Raw genomic sequence first — 25567 nt, 5'->3', positions numbered from 1 at the left:
GACGAGGGGCGACTCAGCCGATCGACGGAGCCGGTCGCGACGCAGTGTGATCGCGCTCAAGCCGTGCGTCTCGAAGCCACCCGGCGAGGGACTTGACGACCTCAGGACCGCGCGCCAGGATGCTCGGTGCGGGAGGACGTGTCGCCGCGAGGCCCGGACCCTGGTCCAGGCCCGCGACCACAACACCGGAGGTGTTGGCGAGCGTCCTCTCGACCATTTCCACCGGTCCCCGTATATCTGTTGTCCGTCGATGCGTCTCTGCGCCACGCTGGCGGGCATGAGCCAGGACCTCAGCATCGTCGAGCTGGACGCCGATGACCCGGCGGCGGTCGACGCGGCCTTCACCATCGGTAACGAGGCGATCCTCGCCGACCTGCCGGACTTCCCACCGAGCTGCCGCGCCGAGCACGAGGTCCGGGTCCGCCTGCCGATGCCGGGCACGGACCGGCACACGTTCCTGGCGTATCGCGACGGTCTCGCGGTCGGGCTCGTACAGGCGGATCTCCCGATATTCGACAATCTGAACAAATCGTTCCTCGACGTGCTGGTCCTGAAGGAGCACCGGCGGCGGGGCGTCGGGCGGGCGCTGTTCCGGCACGCGGTCGGCTTCGGCCTGGCCCGTGGCCGCACCTCGGTGATGGGGTTCAGCGTGATTACCGACGCCGGTGGCGCGCCGACCGGCTCCTCGGCGCCGTTCGCCGCGGCGCTCGGCCTGGACAACAAGCTCCTGGACGTGCGCCGCCGGCTCGACCTGTCGACCGCCGACGATGCCGAGCTGGCGAGGATGCTCGCCACGAGCTGGCCGAAGGCGGCCGGCTACAGCACCGTCCAGTGGGGCAACACGCCGCCCGAGGAGCTGCTCGAGGACATGGCGCTGCTGGACAGCTCCTTCCTCGACGAGGCGCCGAAGGGTGACCTCGACCTGGAGGCGGAGAAGGTCGACGCCGATCGTCTGCGGCGGGTGTACGAGACGCGCGCCCGCTACGGTGCGCGCCCATACGAGACCGGCGTCATCCACGACGCGACCGGCCGGCTCGTCGCGTTGAGCGCGCTGCGGATGAGCAAGACCGTCGACTGGCACGCGTGGCAGCAGATCACCCTGGTGCACCCGGCCCACCGGGGGCACCGGCTCGGCCTGATCTCCAAGCTGGTCAACCTGCAGACCATGCGCGCACAGGAGCCGGCGGTCCGGATCGTCGACACGTTCAACGCCGAGGTCAACTCGCACATGATCGCGATCAACGAGGCGATGGGGTTCCGCGCGCTCGACCGGTGGGCCAACTGGCAGGCGTCAGTCGCGTGAGCGGTCCTCGTACATGGCGAGGAAGATCGAATAAGGTCGGCCGTGGGTGCGCTCGCGGCCGGCGTATTCGTCGAGCAGTGTCTGGAAGCGGTCCTGCAGCTCCTGCCACTCCGCCGGGGTGAGCCGCAGCCCGAGCCGGGCGAAGTTGGCCGTGTCGGCCTGACCGTCCAGCAGCGCCAGCTCGTCGTTGAACGCGTCGAGCATCGCCCGGTTGGTGCCCGCGCCCTGGTCGCCGAGGCTGAGCTGCCACGACTTGGTCGTCGACAGGTAGGGCACCTCGCGCGTGCCGCGCGGCCCGCGGCGCTCCTCCTGGGGCACCAGGAACCCCGTCGCGACCAGCGTCCGGACGTGGTGCAGCACGGTCGCCGGGTTGGCGTCGAGCCGCTCGGCGATCTCCTTGTTGGTGAGCGCACGGTCCAGGCAGAGCCGGATGATGCGCAGGCGGACGCCGGAGGCGAGTGCCTTGGCCTCCGCGTCGGTCGCTGGTCGCCGCATCGTCCGAGTCTAGCGATTGACTTTTCCCAATCGGTCATCGACAGTGGGTCCGTGAGACTGGGCCTGCTCCGCGATCACGACTTCCGGCTGCTCTTCACCGCCGACACCATCAGCCAGGTCGGCACCCAGGTGACCCTGCTCGCGCTCCCGCTCGTCGCCGTGCTCACGCTCGACGCGACCGCGCTGGAGGTCGGGATCCTGGCGGCCTGCGAGACCGCCGCGTTCCTGCTGGTCGGACTGCCCGCCGGGGCTCTCGTGGACCGGCTGCGGCGGCGCGAGACGATGATCGTCGCCGACCTCCTGCGGGCGGTCCTGCTCGCCTCCGTGCCGCTGGCGTGGTGGAGCGACACGTTGCGGATGCCGCAGCTGTACGTGGTGGGCCTGCTCTGCGGGGTGTGCACGGTCTTCTTCGACGTGGGGTATCAGAGCTACCTGCCGTTCCTGGTCGGCAAGGACCGCCTGGTCGAGGGCAACGCGATCCTGGAGATGGTGCGCTCCACCTCCCAGATCGGCGGCCCGAGCGTCGCCGGCGGCCTGGTCAAGGTGCTCGGCGGCCCGCTCGCCCTCGCCACCGACGCGGCCAGCTACGTGCTGTCGGCGCTGTTCCTGTGGCGGATCCGCAAGATCGAGGAGCGCCCGGCCCGCAAGCCCGACGCACACCTCGGCCGGGAGATCCTGGAGGGTCTCCGGTTCGTCGTGGGCAACCGGCTGCTGCGGGCGATCTCCATGTGCACGGGCACCGGCAACTTCTTCGGCTCCATGTACGGCGCGATGCTGATCGTCTACTTCGCCCGGGACCTCGCCCTGTCGCCGGCGGTCATCGGCCTGTGGTTCAGCGTCACCGGGTTCGGCGCGCTGGCCGGCGCGTTCCTGGTCGGGCCGTTCGTGCGCTGGTTCGGGCAGGGGCCGGCGATGTGGATCTCGATGCTCGCCGCGTCCCTCGGCGAGCTGCTGGTGCCGTTCGCGCGCGACGACTGGCGGCTGTGGCTCGCGGCGGCGGGCAGCATCGTCTTCGGCATCGGCGTCGTGGTCTACAACGTGACCCAGGTCAGCTTCCGGCAGACGATCACGCCCGACGACCTGCTCGGCCGGATGAACGCCACGATGCGGTTCATCGTCTGGGGCACGATGCCGATCGGCGGGCTCGTCGGCGGCGTGCTCGGCACTGCCATCGGCGTGCACGAGACCATCTGGGTGGCATGCGCCGGAATGCTGGTATCGGTGGTGCCGCTCGTTCTGTCACCCTTGCGGAAGCTCCGCGAGTTGACGTCCGCACCTTCCGCGGGCACGGAAGCAGTGCGGAAGTAGGCCGATCTTGCGGTTGTGGGCGGTTGCGTGGTTCCAGTCACGGCTTCCTGGCACAACCGCAAGATCGGCGCTTCCATCCACATTCGTCTGACATTTTGCTTATTCTTTACCGGTACGATTCGACGCCTGACGATGCGCTGGCATTTGTCGGACCGCTCAAGAAAGGTCCCATCGGAAACCTTTTGCGTGCGCATGAACCGTGACCTTGCTGTCCGATTTGGGGCTGTCGGGTCTCGGGTTATCTCGTGTACCGTCCGTTTCGGTCGTCGATCCTCGCGCCGGTGCCACGCTCATGGCCCGGCGTGCCGGCCGAGGACCTCAAGGCTGGTCCCCACAGCCAGCCGGAGTACGAAGAGGGACCGAAAGCAGAGGAAGTGCACCGTGGCACAGGGCACCGTCAAGTGGTTCAACAGCGAAAAGGGCTATGGCTTCATCGCGGTCGACGGGGGGCAGGACGTCTTCGTCCACTTCTCCGCGATCGAGATGGATGGCTACAAATCGCTGGAAGACGGACAGCGCGTCGAGTTCGAGATCGCGCAGGGCCAGAAGGGCCCGCAGGCCGAGAAGGTTCGTCACCTCGCCTGACAGATCGTTCGTCCACCCCCGCCGGGGCACCGTCCTCATTGATGAGGAACGGTGCCCTGCGTCTTTTCCGCCATTGTTCGTGCCATTCATGCCTGATTTGTAGGTGTTTGCACGCTTCGACCACCCTGGCCGTCACCTCGGGTTTGCTTGCACTCGACGGGCCAGAGTGCTAAACAGGAGTTGGCACTCGCAACAGGTGAGTGCCAACGGTCGGGGCGGTGCAGCGCCTGGGCGCGGGAGCGTCGAGGGGCTGGTCGTCGCGGGCTCATCCGGCCCGACCATTGAGGATCCCGCTGGGTCCTTGAAGGTGCGAAAGCAGGCGGTGAGCCGCCGGCCCCACGTGGGTCGCGAGGCGTAGCCGGAGTGTCCAGGAGGACAACGCCGAATGGCCAAGATTATCGCGTTCGACGAGGAAGCGCGCCGCGGCCTCGAGCGGGGCATGAACACCCTCGCCGACGCCGTCAAGGTGACGCTGGGCCCCAAGGGCCGCAACGTCGTCCTCGAGAAGAAGTGGGGCGCGCCCACCATCACCAACGATGGTGTGAGCATCGCCAAGGAGATCGAGCTCGAGGACCCCTACGAGAAGATCGGCGCCGAGCTGGTCAAGGAGGTCGCGAAGAAGACGGACGACGTCGCCGGTGACGGCACGACGACCGCGACCGTCCTCGCCCAGGCGCTGGTCCGTGAAGGTCTGCGCAACGTCGCCGCGGGTGCCAACCCGATGGCGCTGAAGCGCGGCATCGAGGCCGCCGTCGCGTCCGTCGCGTCGGAGCTGGCCAACCTTGCCAAGGACGTCGAGACCAAGGAGCAGATCGCCTCCACGGCCTCGATCTCCGCCGGTGACTCCACCGTCGGCGAGATCATCGCCGAGGCGATGGACAAGGTCGGCAAGGAAGGCGTCATCACCGTCGAGGAGAGCAACACCTTCGGGCTCGAGCTGGAGCTCACCGAGGGCATGCGCTTCGACAAGGGCTACATCTCGCCGTACTTCGTCACCGACACCGAGCGGATGGAGACGGTCCTCGACGACCCGTACATCCTCATCGTCGAGTCGAAGATCTCCGCGGTGAAGGACCTCCTCCCGGTGCTGGAGAAGGTCATGCAGTCCGGCAAGCCCCTCGCGATCATCTCCGAGGACGTCGAGGGCGAGGCCCTCGCGACCCTGATCGTGAACAAGATCCGTGGCACGTTCAAGTCCGTCGCCGTCAAGGCCCCGGGCTTCGGCGACCGCCGCAAGGCCATGCTGACCGACATCGCGATCCTGACCGGCGGTCAGGTCATCTCCGAGACCGTCGGTCTCAAGCTGGAGAACGCGTCGCTCGACCTGCTCGGCAAGGCCCGCAAGGTCGTCATCACCAAGGACGAGACCACCATCGTCGAGGGCTCCGGCGACGCCGAGGGCATCAACGGCCGGGTGGCGCAGATCCGTGCCGAGATCGAGAAGTCGGACTCGGACTACGACCGCGAGAAGCTGCAGGAGCGCCTGGCGAAGCTCGCCGGCGGTGTCGCGGTCATCAAGGTCGGCGCGGCCACCGAGGTCGAGCTCAAGGAGCGCAAGCACCGCATCGAGGACGCCGTGCGCAACGCGAAGGCGGCCGTCGAGGAGGGCATCGTCCCCGGCGGTGGCGTCGCGCTCGTCCAGGCCGGCAAGTCGGCCTTCGACAAGCTGGACCTGGTCGGCGACGAGGCCACCGGCGCCAACATCGTCAAGGTCGCCCTTGACGCGCCGCTGCGCCAGATCGCCGTGAACGCCGGCCTCGAGGGCGGCGTCGTGGTCGAGAAGGTCCGCAACCTGGACGCCGGCTGGGGCCTCAACGCCGCCAGCGGCGACTACGTGAACCTCCTGGCCGAGGGCATCATCGACCCGGCCAAGGTCACCCGCTCCGCCCTGCAGAACGCCGCCTCGATCGCGGCGCTCTTCCTCACCACCGAGGCAGTGGTCGCGGACAAGCCGGAGAAGACCCCGGCCCCCGCGGGCGCCCCCGGCGGCGGCGACATGGACTTCTGAGTCCAGCTCTTCCAAGAAGGGCAGGCCCGTTCCGGGCCTGCCCTTCTTGCTGTCCACACACTTCCGACCCGCCACTGACGGTTTGCCGCGGGCCTCAGCCCCGCCACTGACGGTTTGCCGCTGGCTCCAGCCCCGGCGCTGACGGTCGGCCGCTGGCCCCGCCCGTCGCTGACGGTTTGTTGCGCGGCGGGCCGTCTCCGCCGCTCGGCGTCTGACCGGGGCCCTCTCTGACCGGGCGATTCCGCCTGTGGTCGGCCGTCCTCCGGCGTCTGGTCGGCCCAACCGTGGTTCTTCTGCCTGTGGTTGGCCGCCTTCCTCTGGCGGTTGGTCGGCCCGGTCGCGATTCCGCTCGGTGTTTGTCGCCCCGGCGCTGGTCGGCCCCGCGGCGATTCGCCGTGGTCGGCTGGGCCGGGCTGCGTTCTTGTCTGTGGTTTGCCTGCCGTGATCAGCACGGTGCCGTGGCGTCTCCGTCCTCCAGCCATGATCGAAGGACGGATCTGGTTGTGCGGGCGGCCGGATCCGTCCTTCGATCATGGCGGGGTGTGGGGTCAGCCGCAGGTGTCGCGCAGGACGCGCAGTGTGTTCTCCCAGCCCAGGCGGCGCAGGTCGGCGTCGGACCAGCCGCGGGTCCGCAGTTCCTCGAACAGGGACTGGTACGTCGACACGTCGTGGAGGCCGGTGGGCAGGACTTCCGTACCGTCGAAGTCGCCGCCTATGCCGACCGCGGTGATGCCGGCGACGTCGCGGACGTGCTCCACGTGGTCGGCGACGTCGCGGACGGTGGACGGGGGGCAGGGGTTGGCGGCGATCCAGTCGCGCTGCAGGCGTTCGAACTCCTGGGAGCCGTACTCGGCGGGGATGGCGTCCTCCATGCGGACGAGCTCGTCGCCCCACTGGCGGCAGGTCTCGTTGAGGAAGAACGGCACGAACGTCACCATCACCACGCCGCCGGTGTCGCGGACCCGGGTGAGGACGTCGTCGGGGACGTTGCGCGGGTGGTCGCACAGGGCGCGGGCGGAGGAGTGCGAGAAGAACGCCGGCGCCGTGGACACGTCGAGCGCCGCGTGCATCGTCTCGGGGGCCACGTGCGACAGGTCGGCCATCATGCCGAGCCGGTTCAGCTCGCGGACCACCTCCACGCCGAACGCCGACAGGCCGCCGACCGCGGGCTCGTCCGTCGCGCTGTCGGCCCAGGCGGTGTTCTTGCCGTGGGTGAGCGTGAGGTAGCGGACGCCCAGGCGGTACAGACTGCGCAAAACGCCGAGAGAGTCATCGATGCAATGCCCGCCCTCGGCGCCGAGCAGCGACGCGATCCGTCCGGTTTCGCTGATCCGCTCGACCTCGTCGGCGGTCGTCGCCAGCGCGAGCTCGCCGGGGTGCGCGTCGACCAGCCGGTGCACCAGGTCGATCTGCTCGAGCACCTTCACGGTGGCCTCGGACTGAGGGATGCCGCACGGGACGTACACCGACCAGAACTGCGCCTTGACGCCGCCCTGCCGGAGGCGGGGGAGATCCGTGTGCAGCCCTGCGGCGTGACCCGCGATGTCGGCCGGGCCGCGCATCCGCAGCCGCCACGGCAGGTCGTTGTGGCCGTCGATGACTGGTATCGCACCGCTCATCCCCACGACTCTAGATGCGAAATGTGGAATTTGCCCGCATCACGTGAACGGTCCTCATATGGTGGGAGCGGCCTACACGAGGGGGAAGCCATGGGTAAGTCACAGAAGAACAGCAACTTCGACAGCCGCGGTATGCACCGCAGCGAAGACGACCTCGGCTACATGGACCCAGACCGTTCCGACGACATGATGATCACCCCGGACGCGGACATCGCGGGACAGCAGGCGACCGCGAACACGGCCACCATGCAGGCGAAGAAGCTCCAGCAGGAGCAGCAGACCACCGCGCAGGACAAGCGGGCCAACCAGCCCGACCGCTGACCCAGCCCCTGGGGCTTCGAGTCGGGTTGTTGAGACGGCACCGGCCGCCCGTGGCATGACGGGGGATCACTGGGCGCTGGTGCGACGTGTGCGGGGCAGGATCGTGGCGAACCCACGGCCTGCCCTTCATGCGCTTATTGCGTTTGCGGCAGGTGTACGTCTTTCGTGTAGATCCAGAAGACGCGTTCGAGCCGGGCGCCGACCGTCTTCGAGTAGAACGCGACAGGCCCGGCCCACCCGATCTGCGCCGTCAGGTGCCCGTCGTCGAACTGGTCCGCGAGGCACCGCCGCAGCAGCACCCGCCCAACCCCGAGCCCCTCCGCCGCGGGCGCGGTGCCCATCGGCCCGAACCAGCTGGGGCGGTTCGCACCGTACGCCGCGAACCCCAGGATCTCGCCGTCCCTCACCGCGACCCAGCACCCCATCGACTGCGCCGCTTCCCAGGCCCAGCCGTCGCCCCAGATGCCCCGCACCCACTCCGGCGTGTCGCTGCCCGCCCGCAGGACCTTGACCCCGGCCTTCTCCAGCCGCTCCTCGTCCGCCTGCTGCGTCGCGCTCACCTGGCTCAGGTCGGCCGTCATGTTCCAGGCGGTGTCGGTCCGCTGGTACCCGGCCCGCTCCGCCAGGCACACCGCCGGCGTGTACCGCACGTCGATCCCCGGCCACGCGTAGCACGGCGGGTTGCCCCCGATCCGGATCCTCCGCGCCCCGACCTCCGCCAGCCGCCGCTCCGCCGCCGCCAGCAACCCGCTGCCGATCCCCTCCCGCCGCCGCCCGGGCTCCACCGCGAGCAGCTCGATGTGCCCGAGCGCTGGGTCTCTGTCGCTGATCGACCCGAACACCACGCCGACCGCGTCCCCCGCGTCGTCCAGCTCCACCAGCCGCACGGCGACCCGCCCCTCAGGCGGCGCCGCCAGCCGGTTTATCAGCTCCTCCGCCTCCCGGGCATCCTCCGGCAGGTCCAGCGCCCCCGCACACAACCGAGCCACCTCAGGCCCACCCACCCACTCACCGATCATTTGGTAAACATACCTAACTGTTCGACCGCCCCGACCCTGTCACCTTGATCAAAGCGCGCCATCCGCAGCTTCGCCAGCCACCCGCCGCCCGTGTCGGGGCCTCCGCCGATGCGAACCGATACCGCGGAGGCTGGACAGGCGCGGAGAACGCGGCAGGTTGAGGGCTGGGGGGTGCCCCGGGCCGGGGCGTCGACCTGTTCGCGCTGGTACGGAACGGCAGGCCGCCTTGCCTGCACACGTCCGGTTGCGGGTCAGGCCAGCCCGCCGAACACGGTGGTGCGCGACGATCGGCAAACCCGAGCCTGTGCGTGGCGCAGGCGGTCGCGTCGTCGAACAGGCCGCGGCAGTGACGGCGGCCAGCACGACGACGAGGCCGGCGCTGGCGGTGTCAGCGGAGCCGCAGTGGGAGACCGTGGAGCGGTGCGCGGCGTCGGGTTAAGGGTTGGGTGATGGTGGCGTCGGTGCGTCGATGAGGCTGGCGTCGGCGGGCCACAGGGAGGCCGAGGAGCGGCAGGCAGTGTCGGGTTGAGGGATTGGTTGGGTGGCGGCGGTCCGTATATCGGCGAGGCCGGCGCTGCGGTGTCGGAGGGCCGCGGGCACAGGGTGGTGGCGGGTGCGTCGATGAGGCCGGTTTCCGCGGAGCCGTGGGGAGAGACCGATGAGCGGTGGGCGGCGTCGGGCTGAGGGTTTGGTTGGTCGGTGCCATTGACCGGTGTGTCGGCGAGGCCGGCCCCGGCGGAGCCGCAGGGGGAGGCCGTGAAGCGGTGGGTGGAATCGAGTGAGGGGTTGGTTCGGTAGCGGCGGCTGGAGTGTCCGCGAGACCGGTGTCGGCGGTGTCGGGCGGGCCGCATTGGGAGGTCGAGGATCGGTAGGCAGCGTCCGGATCTCAGGGATTGGTTGGGTAATGGAGGCCGGTGTATCGGCGAGGCTGGCGCCGCAGCGCCGGAGGGGTTCGAAGGCTAAGGGTTGGTTTGGGTGGCAACGACGGCGGTGGCCGATGCGTCGGTGAGGCCGGTTTCGGGGGAGCCGTAGGGAGAGACGGACGAGCGGTGGACAGCGTCGGGCTAAGCGTTGGTTGGGCGGTGTATTGGCGAGGCCTGCGCTGGCGGCGTCGACGGAGCCGTGGGGAAGACCGTGAAGCGGTGGGTGGCGTCCGGCTAGGGGTTGGTTCGGTGGCCGGTGTCGAAGGGGCCGCAAGGGGAGCCGAGGAGCGGTGAACGGCAGGTTCAGAGGTTGGTTGGCGTGACCGGGTGTTGGCGAGGGCGGGTGGCGGAGGGCCGCAGGGGAAGGTCGAGCAGCGGTGGGGGCGGCGGGGTTAAGGGGTCGGGTGGGTGGCGGTGGCGGCGGTGACGGCGGCCATGGCGTCGACGAGGCCGGCGCCCGCGGTGTCGGTGGGGCCGCAGGAAGAGGTGGAGGTGTCGACGGGCTGGGTGGTGTGGATGAGGATGGCGCGGGTCTGTTCGATGTTGCCGATGAGGGCGGGGTTCGCCGCCCACATCAGGGCGACCACGCCCGCCACGTGTGGGGTGGCCATGGAGGTGCCGCTCAGGGCGCCATAGCCGCCGCCCGGCAGGGCGGAGACGACGGCGGCGCCGGGGGCCATCAGGTCGGGCTTCGGGAGGTTGTCGGGGGTGGGGCCGCGGCTGGAGAAGGAGGCGACCTGCGACGTGCTGGTGACGGCGCCGACGGTGAAGGTGGCGGCGTAGTTGGCCGGGGGGTCGGTGACGGTGGCGCAGCCGGGGCCCGTGTTGCCGGCGGCGGCGACGAAGAAGATGCCGGCCGCGGCGAAGGCGTCGACGGCGTGGCGCAGGGAGCGGGTGTCGCAGCCCTCGACGGAGGGGCAGCCCCAGGAGTTGGTGAGGACCTGCGGGGCGCGGTCGGGCTGGCCGTCGTGCAGGGGGTCGGCGCCCGGGTGGAACGGCGCCAGCATGAACTGCAGGCAGCTCAGATAGTTGGCCATGCTGCCCAGGTTGCGCGGGAGGTTGGAGCACGCGATCCACTGCGCTCCCGGAGCGACCCCCACGCCGGCGCCGACCGCGGTGGCGAGGGTGTGGGTGCCGTGGCCGTTGTGGTCGGCGGGGGCGGCAGTGTGGTCGACAGGGTCGAACCAGGAGTCGTCGGAGCCGCGGAACGACGTGCGCAGCGCCGGGTGGGTGACGTCGACGCCGGAGTCGGAGCTGCCGACGACGATGCCGCGCCCGGTCGTGAAGTGGGACCACACCTGGTCGGCCTTGATGAGGGTCAGGTTCCACGGCGGGGCGGTCGGCGCGGGCAACACGCCGCGGGTCGGTGCCGCGACGGCCGGCAGCGGGCGCAGCCGCGGGTTGAGCAGGACGCGGTCGACCTCGGGCCGGCCCTCCAGCCAGCGCCGCGCGAGCGGCCCGGCGGCCACCTCGATGCCGTTGACCAGGTAGAAGGGCGTGTAGTCGATGCCCCTGGAGCGCAGCGCGCCGCGTAGCGACGCCTGCGAGCGCTCGGCGGTGCCGACGAGCCGCTCATAGGTCTGCCGGATGCGGGTGGTGCGGTCGGGCACCTCGCGGAGGCCGCTCAGGTCGGCCTGCTCCTTCATGATCACGAAGAGGTGCTCGCCGTGGAAGCCGGGCTGGCCGAGCGTCGCATATACGGTGGCGCCGCCCGCGAGCACGACGGCCGCGGCGAGCGCGGCGAACCCGGGCCGCCACACGATCCGCCCGGTCGCCGGCACCGCCGCCGCGGCGACCGCCAGCGCCAGGACCAGGCCGACTAGGGCGCCGATCGCCGACCAGAACGCCACGTCGCGCAGCCCGAGCAGCAGCGACGTCTCCTCGGGGTCGACCAGGGCGAGCGGGCCGAACAGCGCGGGCGCCAGCAGGGCGAGCGCCGACGGGTGGCCGCGGCGGGCGAGCGCGGCCAGCGCGAACGCCAGCGGCGGCACTGCCACCATCGCGAACAGCTGCACCGCCGGCTCGCCGGCGCCCGCGACGAGCGTGACCAGGCCGACCCCGGCGGTCAGGCCGCCGATGGCAGTGCCGCCCCAGACGCTGCGGATCGAGGAGCCGGCGTCGGCGAGCGCCGTGGCCGGTCGCACCGCGAGCCAGGCGACCGCCACCGCGGCGAGCGCGGCCAGGACCGTCTCCACCTGGCCGCCGAACGCGCCGACCCACAGCCACGGCAGCAGCGCGACCAGCCCGATCGCGAGGCACAGCCAGAACAGCCAGCCGTTGGACCGGGGCGCCCGCCCCCGGACGGCGCGGTGCACGGTCGCGGCGACCGCGGCGGTCACGGCGAGCAGCGCCAGATAGCCCTCGTGGGCGGTGGTGGGGATGATCCGCGCCGTGCCGAGCAGCCCGCCGAGCAGCGCGGTCAGCGCCCACTGCCTGCCCGCGACCTGGGCGAACGCGACACGCGACAGCCGGGCGAGCAGGAAGGCGGGCCCCGCGACCAGAAGGGCGGCGAGCCAGCCCGCGGCCGGCCACACGAACGACGGCAGCTCGAATCCCAGCGCGAGCAGGCCCTCGCCGACGACCCAGACCCCGGCGTGGACGGCGACCGTGACCGCCACCGCCCAGAGGCCGAGGACAATGGTCAATCCCAGCGCCCAACCCCGTGATCGACCCATGGCCGCACTCTACGACTCGCCTACGACAGTTTCGGATGAGCCGCGGGGGCAAACTGAGGGGCATGCGGGAAACGGTCGACGCGGTGGTCATCGGCGCCGGGCACAACGGTCTGGTCGCCGCCAACATGCTCGCCGACGCGGGCTGGGACGTGCTCGTGCTGGAGGGCACCGGGCACGTCGGCGGCGCCGTCCGCTCGGCGGAGATCACCGCGCCCGGTTTCCTGAGCGACCTGTGCAGCGCGTTCTACCCCCTCGGCGCGGGGTCGCCGCCGCTGCTCGCGCTCGACCTCGAGGCGCACGGACTGCGCTGGACGCACGCGCCCGAGGTCGTCGCGCACCTGTTCCCGGACGGGCGTGCGGCCGTGCTCAGCCGGGAGCTGGACCTCACGGCGGAGTCGCTGGAGCGGTTCGCACCGGGCGACGGTTCACGTTGGCGGCAGGTGTACGAGCAGTGGCGCCGACTCTCCGCCGACCTCCTCCCGTCGCTGCTGACCCCGTTTCCCCCGGTCCGTTCCGGGGTGCGGCTCGCCGCCCGCGCCGGGCTCGGCGAGGCGCTTCGCCTCGGCCGCCGGTTCCTCGTCCCGGCCCGGGTCCTCGGCGAGGAGCTCTTCCACGGCGACGGCGGCCGGCTGCTGCTCACCGGCCTGGCCCTGCACACCGACCTGGCCCCCGACGACGCGGCCAGCGGCGGCTTCGGCTGGCTGCTCGCGATGCTCGGCCAGCAGCACGGGTTCCCGGTGCCCGTCGGCGGCGCCCAGCAGCTCACCGACGCCCTGGTCCGCCGCCTCGGGCGCCGGGGCGAGATCCGCACGGGCGCCATGGTCGACCGGGTGGTCGTCGGCGGCGGCAGGGCGCTCGGTGTCCGGTGCACCGACGGCCGGCTGGTCCGCGCGCGTCGCGCCGTCGTCGCGGACGTGCCGGCGCCCACCCTGTACCAGAGCCTGATCTTGCAAGAGCACCTGCCGGTCCGGCTGCTGCAGGACCTGGAGGGTTTCCGCTGGGACAACGCCACGCTGAAGATCGACTGGGCGCTGTCGGGCCCGGTCCCGTGGATCTCGCCGGACGTCGCGGGCGCGGGCACCGTCCACCTCGGCACCGACCCCCAGCGGTACGCGGCGGACCTCGCCGCCGGCCGCGCGCCCGAGGACCCGTTCCTGCTCATCGGGCAGATGACGACGGCCGACGCGACCCGCTCGCCGGCCGGCACGGAGTCGCTGTGGGCCTACACGCACCTGCCGCGCCCCGCGAAGCCCGGCGAGGTCGACGCGGAGATGGTCCGCACGCAGATCGCCCGGGTCGAGGACGCGGTGCGCCGGCACGCGCCAGGCTTCGACGACCTGGTCCTGGCGCGGCACGTCAGCGGCCCGGCGGAGCTGGCGCAGAAGAACCCGAGCCTCGTCGACGGCGCGATCAACGGGGGTACCGCGGCGGCGTTCCAGCAGCTCGTCTGGCGGCCGGTGACCGGTCTCGGACGCGCGGACACGCCCGTGGACAGGCTGTTCCTGGCGAGCTCCAGCGCCCACCCCGGCGGCGGCGTGCACGGTGCCGCCGGCGCCAACGCGGCCCGGGCGGCGCTGGCCCGCCACCGTCCGCTGCTCGGCGACGCCTACGCCGCGGGCATCGGGAGGGCGATGCGGGCGATCTACCGGTGAGCCAGGCGGCGGGCGACCGGTGACCGCTCCGCGAGATCCGCCAGCCGGGTCAGCGCCTCGCCGTTGCGGTAGTGCAGCACCACGTCGCCGATCTTGTTCTGGACCGCGAGCATCGGCCCGCTGGTGAACTGCTCCTGCATCGTCACCCGGGTCGCCTGGGCGTCCAGCGGGTCGAGCGTGAAGCGCACCTGCCCCACGCCCGCGGGCCACAGACGGACCCTGAGCAGCAGCATCCGGCCGGGAATCCAGTCCAGCGACTCGCTGTGGTCCTTGATCGACATCGGCCACGGGCCGGCCTTGTGGTGCAGCCGCGAGCCGGGCTCGGGCCATGCCGGGTCGACGTCGCGGATGTGCGCGGTGCCGACGACCCAGTCGCTGTAGGTCCACCCGTCGGACAGGACGGCGAAGACCTGCTCCACGGGCGCGTTGATGATGCGTTCGGTGATGGACACGATGATGTGATGCCCCGTGACGGGCGCGGCTACCGTAGTGAGGTGCGCCGTGAACCCTCCACGTCCCGTTTCGAGGCCAGCCGCCTGTCGCCCGCCCGCCGCGCGCAGGACGTCTCCAGGCTGCGCCGGGAGCGCTTCGACGTCCTGATCATCGGCGGTGGGGTCACCGGCGCCGGGGCGGCGCTCGACGCCGCGTCCCGCGGGCTGTCCGTCGCGCTCGTCGAGGCCCGCGACCTCGCCTCCGGCACGTCCAGCCGGTCCTCGAAGCTGATCCACGGCGGCCTGCGCTACCTGGAGCAGCTCGAGTTCGGCCTGGTCGCCGAGGCGCTGCAGGAGCGTGGGCTGCTCGCGACCCGGCTCGCGCCGCACCTGGTGCGGCCGGTGCCGATCCTGGTGCCGCTGCCCGCGCACCGGGGGCTGACCGGCGTCGTCCAGCGGGTCTGGCAGCGGGCGTACTACGGCGCCGGCGTCGGCCTCTACGACGCGTTCGCCACCGCCGCCCAGCTGCACGGGTCCGCGCCGCGGGGGATGCCGCTGCACCGGCACCTGTCCCGCACGGAGACCCACCGCCGCTTCCCGTCGCTGCGCGAGGACGCGATCAGCGGCGCCATCCAGTACTACGACGGCCAGGTCGACGACGCCCGGCTCGTCGCGACGCTCGCGCGCACCGCCGCCAGCCTCGGCGCGGCCGTCGTGCCCAGCGCCCGTGCGGTCGGGCTGCTCCGCGACGCGCGCGAGGTCACCGGCGTGCGGGTCCGTGACCTGGAGTCCCGCGAGGAGTTCGAGGTCCACGCCCGCACCGTCGTCGCCGCGACCGGCGTGTGGATGGACGACATCGCAGGCATGCTGTCCGGCACCGGCCCGCGCGAGTCGGCGGGCATGCAGGTCCGCGCCAGCAAGGGCGTCCACCTGGTGGTGCCCCGCTCCGCGATCACCGGCGAGGCCGGCCTGATCCTGCGCACCCAGACGTCGGTGCTGTTCGTCATCCCCTGGGGCGGGCACTGGATCATCGGTACCACCGACACCGACTGGAACCTCGACCGTGGCCATCCGGCGGCCTCGGCGACCGACATCTCCTACCTGCTCGGCCAGGTCAACGAGGTCCTGGACCGGCCGCTGTCGACCGCCGACATCGAGGGCGTCTACGCCGGCCTCCGGCCGCTGCTGTCCCGCGAGGCCCGCCACCGGCAGCCGCACAGCAAGGACGAGCAGACCTCCGCGCTGTCGCGCACCCACGCCGTCGTCGAGCCGATGCTGGGGCTGATGCTGATCGCCGGCGGGAAGTACACGACGTACCGGGTGATGGCCGCCGACGTCATCGACCGCGTCGCGCACCGCCTCGGCGGCCTGCGCCGGCACGGCGGGCTGGTCCCCGCCTCCCGCACCGCCGACCTGCCACTGCTCGGCGCCGACGGCTACCACTCGCTGTGGACCAACCGCGCCGACCTCGCCCGCCGGCACGGGATCTCCGTCGGCGTCCTGGAGCACCTGCTGGAGCGGTACGGCTCGCTCGCCTTCGACGTCCTCGCCCTGGACCCGTCGCTGCGCCGCCCGCTGCCCGGCGCGCCGGAGTACCTCGCGGCCGAGGTGGCGTACGCGGCGCTCGCCGAGGGCGCCCTGCACCTCGAGGACGTGCTGACCCGCCGGACCAGGATCTCCTTCGAGACCGACCACCGCGGCGCCGCCTCGGCCTCGGAGACCGCCGCGATCATGGGCGAGGTGCTCGGCTGGGACGCCGCGACCCGGTCCACGGAGATCGACCACTACCTGGCACGGGTCGCGGCGGAGCAGGAGTCGCAGCGCATGCCGGACGACCTGACCGCCGACGCCGCCCGCCTCGGCGTCCCGGACGTCCGCGGCTTCCGGTCAGACCGCACGGCGATCGCATAAAGACCGCATGAAGGCCGCACGGCGGTCGCGGGAGAAATGAGCAGACCTTGACGAAGTCCGAGCAGCGTCCGGCATAGAAACCGGACGATGATGCTCGCATGGTGTGGGGCATCGGGATCGGCATCGTGCTGCTGCTGGTGGTGATCGTGGCGGTCGCCGCCGCGAAGCGGTCGAGAAGGCGGGAGCTCAGCCGCGAGGAGGTGCTGCGCCGGGCGCGGCTCGCCGGCGGGCAGGTGGCGCGGTCGAGCCGGAACAACCGGCGCGGCGCCGGACGCCGCAGGGGCCGTGGCGGCTCCGATGGTGACGCCGACGGCGACGACGGCGGCAGCGACTGGGACGGCGGCGACTCAGGCGGCGACTCAGGCGGCGGCGACTGAAACGGACTCCAGCGACCCGACGCCCGCCGCCGTGCCGGCGCTCTGGACCGTGGCCGGCGTCGCGGCCTTGACCGCCGCGGCCAGGTTGAGCTCGCCCACGCCGCTCGGCAGCGCCGTGGCGGTGCTCTTGAGCAGCGCCTTGACCTGGTCGGGGGTGAGGGTGGGGCGCTTCTGCAGGAGCAGGGCGATGCCGCCGGACGTCACCGCCGCGGCCTGCGAGCTGCCGCTGCCCCGGAAGTACCGGTCGCCCACGCGGGCGCCCAGGTGGGTCTGGTCGAGGTAGGAGCCCGGGTCACGCAGCGACACGATCTGCTCGCCGGGTGCGAGCAGGTCCAGGTTGCGCGCGACACCGCGGGAGTCGAACGACGACGCGGTGTCGTCGGCGCTGCTGACGGTGTTGTTGACCGAGGCCGAGCCGACGGACAGGACCGACGGGTCGTTGGCCGGGTTGGTGAGCGTGGCGACGGTGCCGGCGTTGCCGCCCGCGGCGACGACGACGACACCGTTGCGCCACGCGTTCTCGACGGCGTAGTTCAGCGGGTCGTAGAAGGTCGGCTGGGTACGCGAGGGTGATGATCCGGATCGGGTTGGCCTTGTCGTCGTTGCGGTGCTGCACGGCCCAGTCGATCCCGGCGATGACCTGCAAGACGTCCACGGCGCCACCGGAGGCGCCGACCTTGGCTCACCCAACATGCGGGAGTGTTCACAGATAGTCACGCCGCGCGGACGCAAAGGGACATTCGGCGCCGACGAACATCCAGCGGGTGGACACCGGACGGTCAAAACCTGCTGAACACCTCATCGGCGACCCCGGAAGGCCGATCAAGTTGACAATGAACGTGCAGGGCGGCCCAGCACCGGTGACGATGGATCCAGTCACCGGTGCTCATTCGCGTGCCGCGCTGGACGACGCCCTGCACGACGTCGCCGGGTGCAGCCTGCTGCTGTTCGACGTCGACCACTTCAAGACGGTCAACGACGCCTTCGGCCACCTCCGCGGCGACCTGCTGCTGCGCCAGCTCGCCGACCGGATCGCCGAGCTCATCCGCACCGACGACATGCTGTTCCGCTACGGCGGCGACGAGTTCGTGCTGTTGCTGCCCAACACCGGCGCCGACGAGGCGCTGCGCCTCGCGATCCGGCTGACCGACGAGATCCGCGCCCGGGAGTTCGCCGGCACCCCGCCGCTGCACCTGTCGATCAGCCTCGGCGTGGCGACCAGCCCGGTCGACGGTACCGACGGCGAGACCCTGATCGCCGCCGCCGACCGCCGCAACTATCTCGCGAAGCGCCGCGGCCGCGGGCAGGCGGTCGGCGACGACGTCGAGGTCTCGGGCGGCCAGGGCGGCGGCTCGTCCCGGCTGTGGGAGCGCGACGCGGCGCTGAGCAGCACGCAGGAGTTCCTCACGCGGGTCGCCGCCGGTGGCCACGCCGCCCTGCGGATCGTCGGCCCACCGGGCGCGGGCCACACCCGTTTCCTCCGTGAAGTCGCCCAGATCGCCCGTTTGCGCGGTTTTCCGGCGGTACTGGCGGCGGAGCGAACCCCCGGATGCATCCTGCTGGCGGACGTGGGTGACCCGCTGCCGGAGCTCGGGGACGCCGCGGCGATCGTGTACGCGACCACGAACCCGCGCGACGACGACCCGCGCCGCACCGGGCTGCGCGAGGCCGTCGTCGAGCTGACCCCGTGGTCGCCGGCGACGCTGCGCATCTGGATGCGCATCGCCCTGGCCGGCGAGCCCAGCAAGGCGCTGGTCGACCGGCTCGTCGAGCGCTCCGGCGGCCTGCCGGCGAAGGCCGAGGCGGAGCTGGCCCGGCTGCGGTCGCAGGGCGAGCTCATCGGCGCTTCCGACGGCACCTGGACGGTCAAGCCACCGAAGGCGAGGCGCCGCCGCAGCCGGCTGCCCGTGCCGATGACCCGGCTCGTCGGACGGGACCGGGAGACCGCGAAGGTCGCCGCCCTGATCCGGGACGCGCGGCTGGTCACGCTGGTCGGCCCCGGCGGCATCGGCAAGACCCGCCTGTCGCTGGCGGCCGCCACCGTCGCCGCCGACGACTTCGAGGGCGGCGCCGTGTTCGTGCCGCTCGCCGACAGCACCGACGCCGAGCAGATGACCGCCGCCCTGGCGCGGGCGCTCCAGGTCAGCGAGCTGCCCGACCAGCACCTCTTCGACACCGTGCTGGACCAGCTCGAGGAGTCGGAGCTGCTGCTGGTCCTGGACAACTTCGAGCAGGTCGTCGACGACGGCGCGGCCCTGGTCAGCGACCTGCTGGCCGCGGCGCCGGGGGTTCGCGCCCTGGTCACCAGCCGGGAGCGGCTCTCGCTCTACGGCGAGCAGGTGTACCAGGTGCCGACGCTCGCCGACTCGCCCGCGGTGACGCTCTTCGAGCAGCGCGCCCGGGCCGTCGACGCCGACTTCGAGATCACCATCGACACGGCGCTGCCGGTCGCGGCGCTGTGCCGGCGCCTGGACGGCCTGCCGCTCGCCATCGAGCTGGCCGCCGCGCACATCGACCGCTGGACCCCCGACGAGCTGCTCAACCACCTCACCGAGCACCTCGACCGCGACCTCGACTCCCTCGGCGGCGCCGGGCCGCGGGACCTGCCGGCACGGCAGCAGACCCTGCGCGGGGCGATCGACTGGAGCTTCGTGCTGCTCGACGCCGAGGGGCAGCGGCTGCTCACGGAGCTGTCCGTGTTCGCCGGCGGCTGGACGGCCGCCGCCGCGCTCGCCGTCACGCTGCCCGGCGGCGACCTCGACCTGCTGGTCAAGCGGCTCGAAGGGCTCGTCGACAAGCACCTGGTCGTCCGGGACGAGGACGACGGCCGGTTCCGGCTGCTGTCGACGATCCGCTCGTACGCCAGGCACCGGCTCGGCGACGAGGCCGCGCCCCTGGACCGGCACGCCGACTTCTACGCCGAGTTCGCGGAGGCGTCGGCCGCCGGCCTGTCCGGGCCGGAGCAGGTCGAGTGGACCGGCCGGGTCGAGGCGGACTACCAGAACGTGCGGGCCGCCTTCGCGCACGCGGGCGTGGGCATCAAGACCCGGATCTGTCTGGGGCTCTGGCGGTACTGGCGAAACGGCGCCCACATCAACGAGGGTCGCGAATGGCTCACGGCGCTGCTGGCGGCCCCGGGACTCGAGGACGGCGCCCTGGCGCGGCTGCTGCACGCCGCCGCCATCCTCGCCGCGACCCAGGACGAGCACGAGGAGGCGTTCCGCTACGGCGCCTCCGCCCTGGAGAAGGCGACCGCGGCGGGGGACCGCGCCACCGTGGGCCACGCGCACAACGCGATGGGCATCGCGGCGATCGGCGGCGGCGACCACGCGGCCGCGACCGAGCAGTTCGGGCACAGCCTGGCGATCTGGCGGGAGCTCGACGTGCCGCAGGGGGTCGCCGCGTCGCTGGGCAACCTGAGCAAGGTCTCCCTGTCGCAGGGTGAGATCGCGGTCGCCGAGCGCTACGCCACCGAGTGCCTCGCGCTGGAGCGCGCCGCCGGCAACACGCGGGGCATCCTGCTCGCCCTGGAGTGCCTCGGGCAGATCATGCTCGCCCGGGGCGACATCGCCGCGGCCCGCGAGGCCCTCGACGAGAGCCTCACCCTCAGCCGGCAGATCGGCGACGCGTTCGGCGCCGCGATGGCCCAGCACCAGCTCGGCCTCGCCGCCCGGCTGGAGGGCGACCGGGTCGAGGCGCTGCGGCTGCTGGTGACCGCGCTGGTCACCCGGCACGAGGTCGGCGACCGGCTGGACCTGGCGATCTCGCTGGACGTGGTCGCGGCGCTGGTCGCGGCCGACGACCCGGGGCACGCGGCGCGGCTGATCGGCGCCGCGGACGGCCTGCGGGCCCGGCACCGGCTCACGGAGCCGCCGGACGCGCAGACGCTGCGCTCCGTGACGCTGCCGCTGCTGCCGGACCACCAGCGCGACCGCGCCGCGGGCCGGGCGGTCAGCATCGAGCACATCGTGGAGGCCCTACAGTCCTCGTATGGTGTCGTTGGCTGACTGGCAGCGCCTGTTTCCCGGTGATGCTTCGATCGGGGTCGATCTGATCGCCCGCTGGTCGGAGCCGCACCGGCGGTACCACACCCTCGACCACCTGGGATTCATGCTCCAGGTCATCGACGATCATGGCGATGCCGCCGACGACGTCGATGCCGTGCGGATGGCGGCGTGGTTCCACGACGCGGTCTACGAGCCGTTCGCCGCCGACAACGAGGAGCGCAGCGCCGCCCTGGCGCTGGACGTGCTGCCCGGCCTGGGCGTCCCGCCGGACCGGGTGGCCGAGGTGGCCCGGCTCGTCCGTCTCACGGCGGGCCACACCGTCGCCGGCGGTGACCGCAACGGCGCGCTGCTCGCGGACGCCGACCTCGCCATCCTCGCGGCGCCGCCGGCGGACTATGCCCGTTATGCGGCGTCTGTACGAGCGGAGTACGCGGCTGTCCCTGAGGAAGCCTTCCGCTCCGGGCGGGCGCAGATCCTGGGGGCGTTCCTCGCCGAGCCATCGCTGTTCCGCGCGGTGCCGGCGCGGGCGGAGTGGACCGCCCGCGCACACGACAACCTGCGGACCGAGATCACGACGCTTCTGGGTGCTCCGTGACGTTCTGCAGATACAAGGGCTCGCCCAGCTTCTCGATGAGGGCCAGCTGGGTCTCCAGGTAGTCGACGTGGTGCTCCTCGTCCTCGAGGATCTCCTCGAAGATGTTGGCCGACGTCACGTCGCCGATCGAGCGCATGTATTCGATGCCGCGCCGCAGCCGGTCGACGGCCTCCATCTCGATCTGCATGTCGCACTTGAACTGCTCCGGGACGGTCTCGCCGATCCGCAGCGCGAAGAGGCGCTGGTAGTTGGGCAGGCCGTCCAGGAACAGGATCCGGTCGGTCAGCACCTCGGCGTGCTTCATCTCGTCGATCGACTCGTGCCGGGTGTGTTTCGCCAGGACCGTATATCCCCAGTTCTCCTGCATCTTGGCGTGAAGGAAGTACTGGTTGATCGCCGTGAGCTCGGCGGTCAGTTGTTCGTTGAGAAATTCAATGACTCGTGCATCCCCCTGCATGTGGGCAGGGTAACCGCTTTTCTAGGCCAAAGCGGGCAATACAGCATTCGGCGCCTCCGCCTCGATCAGGTCTGCCACCCGATCGAGGCAGGTCCCGCAGCCGGTGCCGGCGCCGCACTCGTCGCCGACGGCGTCCTCGCTGTGCGCCCCGGCGCGGATGACCCGCCGGATCTCGCACTCCCGGACGCGGGCACAGATGCAGACATACACGGTTGCACTCCTCGCTTAGCCTTACCTAAGCAAGGGTCGCCTAAGTTACCCCCAAAAACAACCCCTGAGCAGCTATTTCACTGTCCTGGATGCGTCCGCCGAACCGGACAAATGTCGTGGCCGACGCAGCCCGGCAGCTTTCAGGCGCGCCACGATCTCCTTGCCGGTCACCCGCTCCGCACCCAGCCAGACGGCCCGCTGCGCCATCTCGGCGGGCACGTCGTAGTGATCCCGCTCGAACCCGCGCCGCGGCGCCCCCAGCAGCTCCGCGAACGCGTGCAGCTCCGCCACCGACACGTCGCTGATCAGATGGGCCCAGAACCTGCCGTGCGCCGGCCACCGCGGCGTGTCGATGTAGAGCACGCCTACTAGCCTGCCAAACATGGATCTCAGCATGGATCTCATTCAGGCGCTCCGTGCCGCACTGCCTCACGAGGGTGGTGTCCTCACCGACCCGGACCTGCTGCGTTCGTACGAGCACGACGAGGCCGACCTGTGCGCGTACGGCACCCCCGCGGTCGTCGTCCGTCCCCGGACCACCGGCCAGGTCTCCGCCGTCCTCCGCGCCGCGAGTCAGCACCGCGTCCCCGTCATCCCGCAGGGCGCCCGCTCCGGCCTGGCCGGCGGCGCGAACGCCATCGACGGCGCGATCGTGCTGTCCCTCGTCGCCATGAACGAGATCATCGACATCGACGCCGCGAACCGTGTCGCCGTCGTCCAGCCCGGCGTCGTCAACGCCCAGCTCCGCCGCGCCGTCGCCGGCAAGGGCCTCTACTACCCGCCCGACCCCGGCTCCTGGGAGCAGTCCACCATCGGCGGCAACGTCTCCACCGACGCCGGCGGCATGTGCTGCGTCAAGTACGGCGTCACCAGCGACCACGTCATCGGCCTCGAGGTGGTCCTGGCCAGCGGCGAGGTCCTCAACTGCGGCCGGCGCACCGCCAAGGGCGTCGCCGGCTACGACCTCACCAGCCTCTTCGTCGGCTCCGAAGGCACCCTCGGCGTCATCACCGAGATCACCGTCAAGCTGCGCCCCGCGCCCGCCGACTCGCTCACCCTCGTCGCCGTCTTCGACACCCTCCCCGCCGCAGGCGCCGCCGTCTCGTCCGTGATCGCCTCCGGCCTGCAGCCCAGCATGCTGGAGGTCATCGACCGGGTCAGCCTCGGCGCCATCGAGGCCTACCGCCCCATGGACCTGCCCACGACCGCCGCCGCGCTGCTCATCGCCGCCGTCGACTCCGGCAGCCGGGCCCCCGACGACCTCGCCGCGATCGCCGCCCTCTGCCGCCACGCACAGGCCTCCGACGTCCACGTCGCCACCGACAGCGTCGAGGCCGACGCCCTCCTCGCCGCCCGCCGCCTCGCCCACCCCGCGCTGGAGCAGTTCGCCGCGCAGCTCTACCCGGGCGGCGGCGGCATCATGGTCGACGACGTCGCCGTCCCGCGCACCCGGCTCGTCGAGCTCATCGAAGGCATCGAGTCCATCGCCGCGACCCACGGCGTGGTCGTCGCCACCGTCGGCCACGCCGGCGACGGCAACCTCCACCCCATCATCGTCATCGACCGCTCCGACCCCACCAGTCTGGCCCGCGGCCAGAAGGTCTTCGACGCCATCATGTCCCTGGGCCTGGCCCTCGGCGGCACCTCCACCGGGGAGCACGGCGTCGGCCTCCTCAAGCGCGACTGGCTCGCCCGGGAGATCGGCCCCACCGGCCTGAAGGCGCACCGCTCGATCAAGGCCGCCCTCGACCCCGACAACATCCTCAACCCCGGCAAGATCTTCTGACGCCGCATCTTCTGGCGCCGCGCGCCCGTCAGCCTCGCACCGGCAGGGCGGCGCTGATGGTCGCGCGGACCGTCTCGGCGGCCGGCGGGGCGACGCGGCGGTCGGCGTAGAGCAGATGACCCGTGCCGATCAGCATCCTCGCCAGGGTGTCGGTGTCGGCCCCCGGGGCGATGCGGCCGAGGCCACGCTCGGCGGCCAGATAGGCGGCGATCGAATCCGCCGCCTCCTGCAACACCGGCAGGCTCGTGGGCCAGGTCTGGCGCAGCCTGGCACGCAGCTCGTCCCGGAACGTCATCAGCGGCACCACCGCCACCGCCACCGAGGTGAACAACTCCTCCAACGCCTCGGCGACGTTGTCCTGGACGGTGCCCGTGCCCACGGCGGCCTTCAGGGCCTCCCCGCGGGCCCTCGTCCGCCCGGCGTGGTCGCGGACGAGCTCGACGAGCAGGTCGTCGAAGTCCTTGAAGTGCCGGTGCAGGACGCCCTTGGCGCAGCCGGCCTCCGCCGTGACCGTCCTGCTGGTCAACGCCCCCGGCCCGTCCCGCAACAGCACCCGCTCCGCCGCGTCGAGCAACTGCTGCCGCGCGTCGCGTAACGCCACCCCAGTCGGCACCGTGTCTCCGTCCTGCTGTTCCGGGCTCGCGCCCCTGCATGTGGGCGCTCGCCCATTCCGAATGGGCGCTTGCCCATTTATAGTGGGCGCATGGTCACTCTACCGCCGTCGCCCGCGCCCCCTCCGTCCCTCGACCCGGCTTCGGGTCCGTTGCCGGCTTCGGGTCCGTCGTCAGGTCCGGATCCGTCGTCAGGTTCGGGGCCGTCGTTGGGTTCGGGGTCTTCGTCGCGGCCGGGTCCGGCGTTGTTGTCGTCGCAGCCGGGTCCGAGCCCGGAGCAGCGCCGGGCGGTCGCCGAGTCGTTCGGCGTGGACGCCGGGCGCTACGACCGGACCCGCCTCGCCTACCCGGAGGCGCTGATCGCCCGCATCACCGCCACCGCACCCGGCCCGGACGTCCTCGACGTCGGCTGCGGCACCGGCATCGCGAGCCGCCAGCTGCGAGCCGCCGGCCACACGGTGTTCGGCGTCGAGCCGGACCCCCGGATGGCCGCCTTCGCCCGCGCCGCCGGCATCGACGCCGAGGTCTCGACCTTCGAGTCCTGGGACCCCGCGGGCCGCTCCTTCGACGCCGTCGTCGCCGCCACCGCCTGGCACTGGGTGGACGCCTCGGCGGGCGCGGCCAAGGCCGCTGAGGTGCTCAGGCCGGGCGGCCTGCTGGCGGCCTTCTGGCACACCTGGGAGCTGCCTCCGACCGTCGCGGAGACCTTCGCCGAGGTCTACCACCGGGTCCTGCCCGACACCCCCTTCACCATCCAGGCATCGGTGCAGGGCGTCGCGATGTACCGCCCGATGTTCGTCCAGGCCGCCGACGGCATCCGCGCGACCGGCGCCTTCACCGAGCCGGAGGAGTGGACCTTTTCCTGGGAGCACATCTACACCACGGCCACCTGGCTCGACCAGCTCCCCACGTCAGGCGTCCTCACCCGCCTGCCCCAGGACCGCCTGACCGAGATCCTGGACAGCGTCGGCACCGCCATCGACCACCTCGGCGGCTCCTTCACGATGTCCTACACCACGGTCGCCATCACCGCCCTGCGACACGTCCAGCAGCCACCGCCGCCGGCCAGCCGGTAGCCGCCCGCAATCGAACCGTCTCCAACGCGGACGGATGCCGCCGCCGAAGTGGACGGATACCAACATGGACGGATGCCCACACCGGTGGGGCCCGCCGCCACCGCGCCCACCGGCGCAGGTGCGACCCGCGCCGGTGGAGCTCCTACCGCCGCGCCCTCGATGAGCACGACGGCCCCGCTCACCACGACGGCCCCGCTC

22 protein-coding genes are annotated in these 25567 nt (G+C 71.9%); 12 read left to right on the top strand and 10 right to left on the bottom strand.

The window, feature by feature from the left end; translation table 11 throughout:
• Nucleotides 1-277 precede the first annotated feature (277 nt).
• Entirely contained in the window at nucleotides 278-1303 is a 1026-nt protein-coding gene (locus ACQEVZ_RS23780) for a GNAT family N-acetyltransferase (protein ID WP_354889118.1), read from the top strand.
• On the opposite strand, the gene ACQEVZ_RS23775 is transcribed toward ACQEVZ_RS23780, so the two are convergent.
• Nucleotides 1292-1798, bottom strand: coding sequence for a helix-turn-helix domain-containing protein (locus ACQEVZ_RS23775; RefSeq protein ID WP_433369993.1), 507 nt, complete (start codon nucleotides 1796-1798; stop codon nucleotides 1292-1294). The genes ACQEVZ_RS23780 and ACQEVZ_RS23775 overlap by 12 nt on opposite strands.
• Before the next feature lie 51 nt (nucleotides 1799-1849).
• On the opposite strand from ACQEVZ_RS23775, the gene ACQEVZ_RS23770 reads away from it, so the two are divergent.
• From ACQEVZ_RS23770 to groL, 3 genes are all read left to right on the top strand, one after another.
• Nucleotides 1850-3106, top strand: a complete 1257-nt coding sequence (locus tag ACQEVZ_RS23770; RefSeq protein ID WP_433369990.1) for an MFS transporter — start codon at nucleotides 1850-1852, stop codon at nucleotides 3104-3106.
• Between the two features lie 381 nt (nucleotides 3107-3487).
• Entirely contained in the window at nucleotides 3488-3691 is a 204-nt protein-coding gene (locus ACQEVZ_RS23765) for a cold-shock protein (protein ID WP_203848689.1), read from the top strand.
• A 385-nt stretch (nucleotides 3692-4076) separates the two neighbouring features.
• The gene (gene groL, locus ACQEVZ_RS23760) at nucleotides 4077-5699 is read left to right on the top strand and encodes a chaperonin GroEL (protein WP_433369987.1); all 1623 of its coding nucleotides are present in this window, start codon (nucleotides 4077-4079) and stop codon (nucleotides 5697-5699) included.
• A 548-nt stretch (nucleotides 5700-6247) separates the two neighbouring features.
• Here groL and ACQEVZ_RS23755 read toward each other — a convergent pair.
• Nucleotides 6248-7318 (bottom strand): dipeptidase, encoded by a 1071-nt coding sequence (locus tag ACQEVZ_RS23755; RefSeq protein ID WP_433369984.1) that lies wholly within the window; start codon nucleotides 7316-7318, stop codon nucleotides 6248-6250.
• 90 nt (nucleotides 7319-7408) lie between these two features.
• Between ACQEVZ_RS23755 and ACQEVZ_RS23750 the strand changes: the two genes are divergently transcribed.
• Nucleotides 7409-7639, top strand: coding sequence for a hypothetical protein (locus ACQEVZ_RS23750; RefSeq protein ID WP_433369981.1), 231 nt, complete (start codon nucleotides 7409-7411; stop codon nucleotides 7637-7639).
• Between the two features lie 134 nt (nucleotides 7640-7773).
• On the opposite strand, the gene ACQEVZ_RS23745 is transcribed toward ACQEVZ_RS23750, so the two are convergent.
• Both ACQEVZ_RS23745 and ACQEVZ_RS23740 read right to left on the bottom strand, forming a co-directional pair.
• Nucleotides 7774-8658: a GNAT family N-acetyltransferase gene (locus ACQEVZ_RS23745; protein ID WP_433369978.1), complete on the bottom strand. Its 885-nt coding sequence runs from the start codon at nucleotides 8656-8658 to the stop codon at nucleotides 7774-7776.
• A 1315-nt stretch (nucleotides 8659-9973) separates the two neighbouring features.
• Nucleotides 9974-12256: a S8 family serine peptidase gene (locus ACQEVZ_RS23740; RefSeq protein WP_433369975.1), complete on the bottom strand. Its 2283-nt coding sequence runs from the start codon at nucleotides 12254-12256 to the stop codon at nucleotides 9974-9976.
• Nucleotides 12257-12318: 62 nt separating this feature from the next.
• Here ACQEVZ_RS23740 and ACQEVZ_RS23735 point away from each other — a divergent pair, with 62 nt between their 5' ends.
• Nucleotides 12319-13908: a phytoene desaturase family protein gene (locus ACQEVZ_RS23735; protein ID WP_344514242.1), complete on the top strand. Its 1590-nt coding sequence runs from the start codon at nucleotides 12319-12321 to the stop codon at nucleotides 13906-13908.
• Here ACQEVZ_RS23735 and ACQEVZ_RS23730 read toward each other — a convergent pair.
• Nucleotides 13899-14360 (bottom strand): SRPBCC family protein, encoded by a 462-nt coding sequence (locus tag ACQEVZ_RS23730; protein ID WP_354889107.1) that lies wholly within the window; start codon nucleotides 14358-14360, stop codon nucleotides 13899-13901. The two genes, ACQEVZ_RS23735 and ACQEVZ_RS23730, sit on opposite strands and share 10 nt — an antisense overlap.
• A 9-nt stretch (nucleotides 14361-14369) precedes the next feature.
• On the opposite strand from ACQEVZ_RS23730, the gene ACQEVZ_RS23725 reads away from it, so the two are divergent.
• Nucleotides 14370-16250, top strand: a complete 1881-nt coding sequence (locus tag ACQEVZ_RS23725) for a glycerol-3-phosphate dehydrogenase/oxidase (protein WP_433369970.1) — start codon at nucleotides 14370-14372, stop codon at nucleotides 16248-16250.
• A 98-nt stretch (nucleotides 16251-16348) separates the two neighbouring features.
• Nucleotides 16349-16627, top strand: coding sequence for a hypothetical protein (locus ACQEVZ_RS23720; protein ID WP_433369967.1), 279 nt, complete (start codon nucleotides 16349-16351; stop codon nucleotides 16625-16627).
• On the opposite strand, the gene ACQEVZ_RS23715 is transcribed toward ACQEVZ_RS23720, so the two are convergent.
• Entirely contained in the window at nucleotides 16610-17290 is a 681-nt protein-coding gene (locus ACQEVZ_RS23715; RefSeq protein WP_433369964.1) for a S8 family serine peptidase, read from the bottom strand. The two genes, ACQEVZ_RS23720 and ACQEVZ_RS23715, sit on opposite strands and share 18 nt — an antisense overlap.
• A gap of 203 nt (nucleotides 17291-17493) precedes the next feature.
• Here ACQEVZ_RS23715 and ACQEVZ_RS23710 point away from each other — a divergent pair, with 203 nt between their 5' ends.
• Nucleotides 17494-20634 carry a diguanylate cyclase gene (locus ACQEVZ_RS23710; protein WP_433376953.1) on the top strand — a complete coding sequence of 1047 codons (3141 nt, stop codon included), beginning with the start codon at nucleotides 17494-17496 and terminating at the stop codon, nucleotides 20632-20634.
• Nucleotides 20618-21229, top strand: coding sequence for an HD domain-containing protein (locus ACQEVZ_RS23705; RefSeq protein WP_433369961.1), 612 nt, complete (start codon nucleotides 20618-20620; stop codon nucleotides 21227-21229). Before ACQEVZ_RS23710 ends, ACQEVZ_RS23705 begins: the two co-directional genes overlap by 17 nt.
• Here ACQEVZ_RS23705 and bfr read toward each other — a convergent pair.
• The 3 genes from bfr to ACQEVZ_RS23690 form a co-directional block, all read right to left on the bottom strand.
• A complete protein-coding gene (gene bfr / locus ACQEVZ_RS23700; protein WP_344514230.1) occupies nucleotides 21204-21686 on the bottom strand; it encodes a bacterioferritin in 483 nt (160 codons plus the stop codon). The two genes, ACQEVZ_RS23705 and bfr, sit on opposite strands and share 26 nt — an antisense overlap.
• Nucleotides 21687-21707: 21 nt before the next feature.
• Nucleotides 21708-21896 carry a (2Fe-2S)-binding protein gene (locus ACQEVZ_RS23695; protein ID WP_344514228.1) on the bottom strand — a complete coding sequence of 63 codons (189 nt, stop codon included), beginning with the start codon at nucleotides 21894-21896 and terminating at the stop codon, nucleotides 21708-21710.
• A 72-nt stretch (nucleotides 21897-21968) separates the two neighbouring features.
• Nucleotides 21969-22259 carry a DUF4031 domain-containing protein gene (locus ACQEVZ_RS23690; RefSeq protein WP_344514226.1) on the bottom strand — a complete coding sequence of 97 codons (291 nt, stop codon included), beginning with the start codon at nucleotides 22257-22259 and terminating at the stop codon, nucleotides 21969-21971.
• Nucleotides 22260-22290: 31 nt separating this feature from the next.
• On the opposite strand from ACQEVZ_RS23690, the gene ACQEVZ_RS23685 reads away from it, so the two are divergent.
• Nucleotides 22291-23682 carry an FAD-binding oxidoreductase gene (locus ACQEVZ_RS23685; protein WP_433369956.1) on the top strand — a complete coding sequence of 464 codons (1392 nt, stop codon included), beginning with the start codon at nucleotides 22291-22293 and terminating at the stop codon, nucleotides 23680-23682.
• A 28-nt stretch (nucleotides 23683-23710) separates the two neighbouring features.
• Here the strand turns inward: ACQEVZ_RS23685 and ACQEVZ_RS23680 are convergent, their stop codons facing one another.
• Nucleotides 23711-24295, bottom strand: a complete 585-nt coding sequence (locus ACQEVZ_RS23680) for a TetR/AcrR family transcriptional regulator (protein WP_433369953.1) — start codon at nucleotides 24293-24295, stop codon at nucleotides 23711-23713.
• Between the two features lie 243 nt (nucleotides 24296-24538).
• On the opposite strand from ACQEVZ_RS23680, the gene ACQEVZ_RS23675 reads away from it, so the two are divergent.
• Entirely contained in the window at nucleotides 24539-25369 is an 831-nt protein-coding gene (locus ACQEVZ_RS23675; protein WP_433369950.1) for a class I SAM-dependent methyltransferase, read from the top strand.
• Nucleotides 25370-25567 lie beyond the last annotated feature (198 nt).

Source organism: Dactylosporangium sp. CA-152071 (assembly GCF_050936335.1).
GTDB classification, from domain to species: Bacteria; Actinomycetota; Actinomycetes; order Mycobacteriales; family Micromonosporaceae; genus Dactylosporangium; species Dactylosporangium maewongense.
This window is presented reverse-complemented; position numbering and strand designations above follow the sequence as displayed.

Bases quoted from the DNA above. Each gene is read 5' to 3' on its own strand.
- ACQEVZ_RS23780 (WP_354889118.1), top strand. From the start codon at position 278: ATGAGCCAGGACCTCAGCATCGTCGAGCTGGACGCCGATGACCCGGCG.
- ACQEVZ_RS23775 (WP_433369993.1), bottom strand. From the start codon at position 1,798: ATGCGGCGACCAGCGACCGACGCGGAGGCCAAGGCACTCGCCTCCGGC.
- groL (WP_433369987.1), top strand. From the start codon at position 4,077: ATGGCCAAGATTATCGCGTTCGACGAGGAAGCGCGCCGCGGCCTCGAG.
- ACQEVZ_RS23755 (WP_433369984.1), bottom strand. From the start codon at position 7,318: ATGAGCGGTGCGATACCAGTCATCGACGGCCACAACGACCTGCCGTGG.
- ACQEVZ_RS23750 (WP_433369981.1), top strand. From the start codon at position 7,409: ATGGGTAAGTCACAGAAGAACAGCAACTTCGACAGCCGCGGTATGCAC.
- ACQEVZ_RS23745 (WP_433369978.1), bottom strand. From the start codon at position 8,658: ATGATCGGTGAGTGGGTGGGTGGGCCTGAGGTGGCTCGGTTGTGTGCG.
- ACQEVZ_RS23740 (WP_433369975.1), bottom strand. From the start codon at position 12,256: ATGGGTCGATCACGGGGTTGGGCGCTGGGATTGACCATTGTCCTCGGC.
- ACQEVZ_RS23735 (WP_344514242.1), top strand. From the start codon at position 12,319: ATGCGGGAAACGGTCGACGCGGTGGTCATCGGCGCCGGGCACAACGGT.
- ACQEVZ_RS23725 (WP_433369970.1), top strand. From the start codon at position 14,370: ATGCCCCGTGACGGGCGCGGCTACCGTAGTGAGGTGCGCCGTGAACCC.
- ACQEVZ_RS23720 (WP_433369967.1), top strand. From the start codon at position 16,349: ATGGTGTGGGGCATCGGGATCGGCATCGTGCTGCTGCTGGTGGTGATC.
- ACQEVZ_RS23710 (WP_433376953.1), top strand. From the start codon at position 17,494: ATGGATCCAGTCACCGGTGCTCATTCGCGTGCCGCGCTGGACGACGCC.
- ACQEVZ_RS23705 (WP_433369961.1), top strand. From the start codon at position 20,618: ATGGTGTCGTTGGCTGACTGGCAGCGCCTGTTTCCCGGTGATGCTTCG.
- bfr (WP_344514230.1), bottom strand. From the start codon at position 21,686: ATGCAGGGGGATGCACGAGTCATTGAATTTCTCAACGAACAACTGACC.
- ACQEVZ_RS23685 (WP_433369956.1), top strand. From the start codon at position 22,291: ATGGATCTCATTCAGGCGCTCCGTGCCGCACTGCCTCACGAGGGTGGT.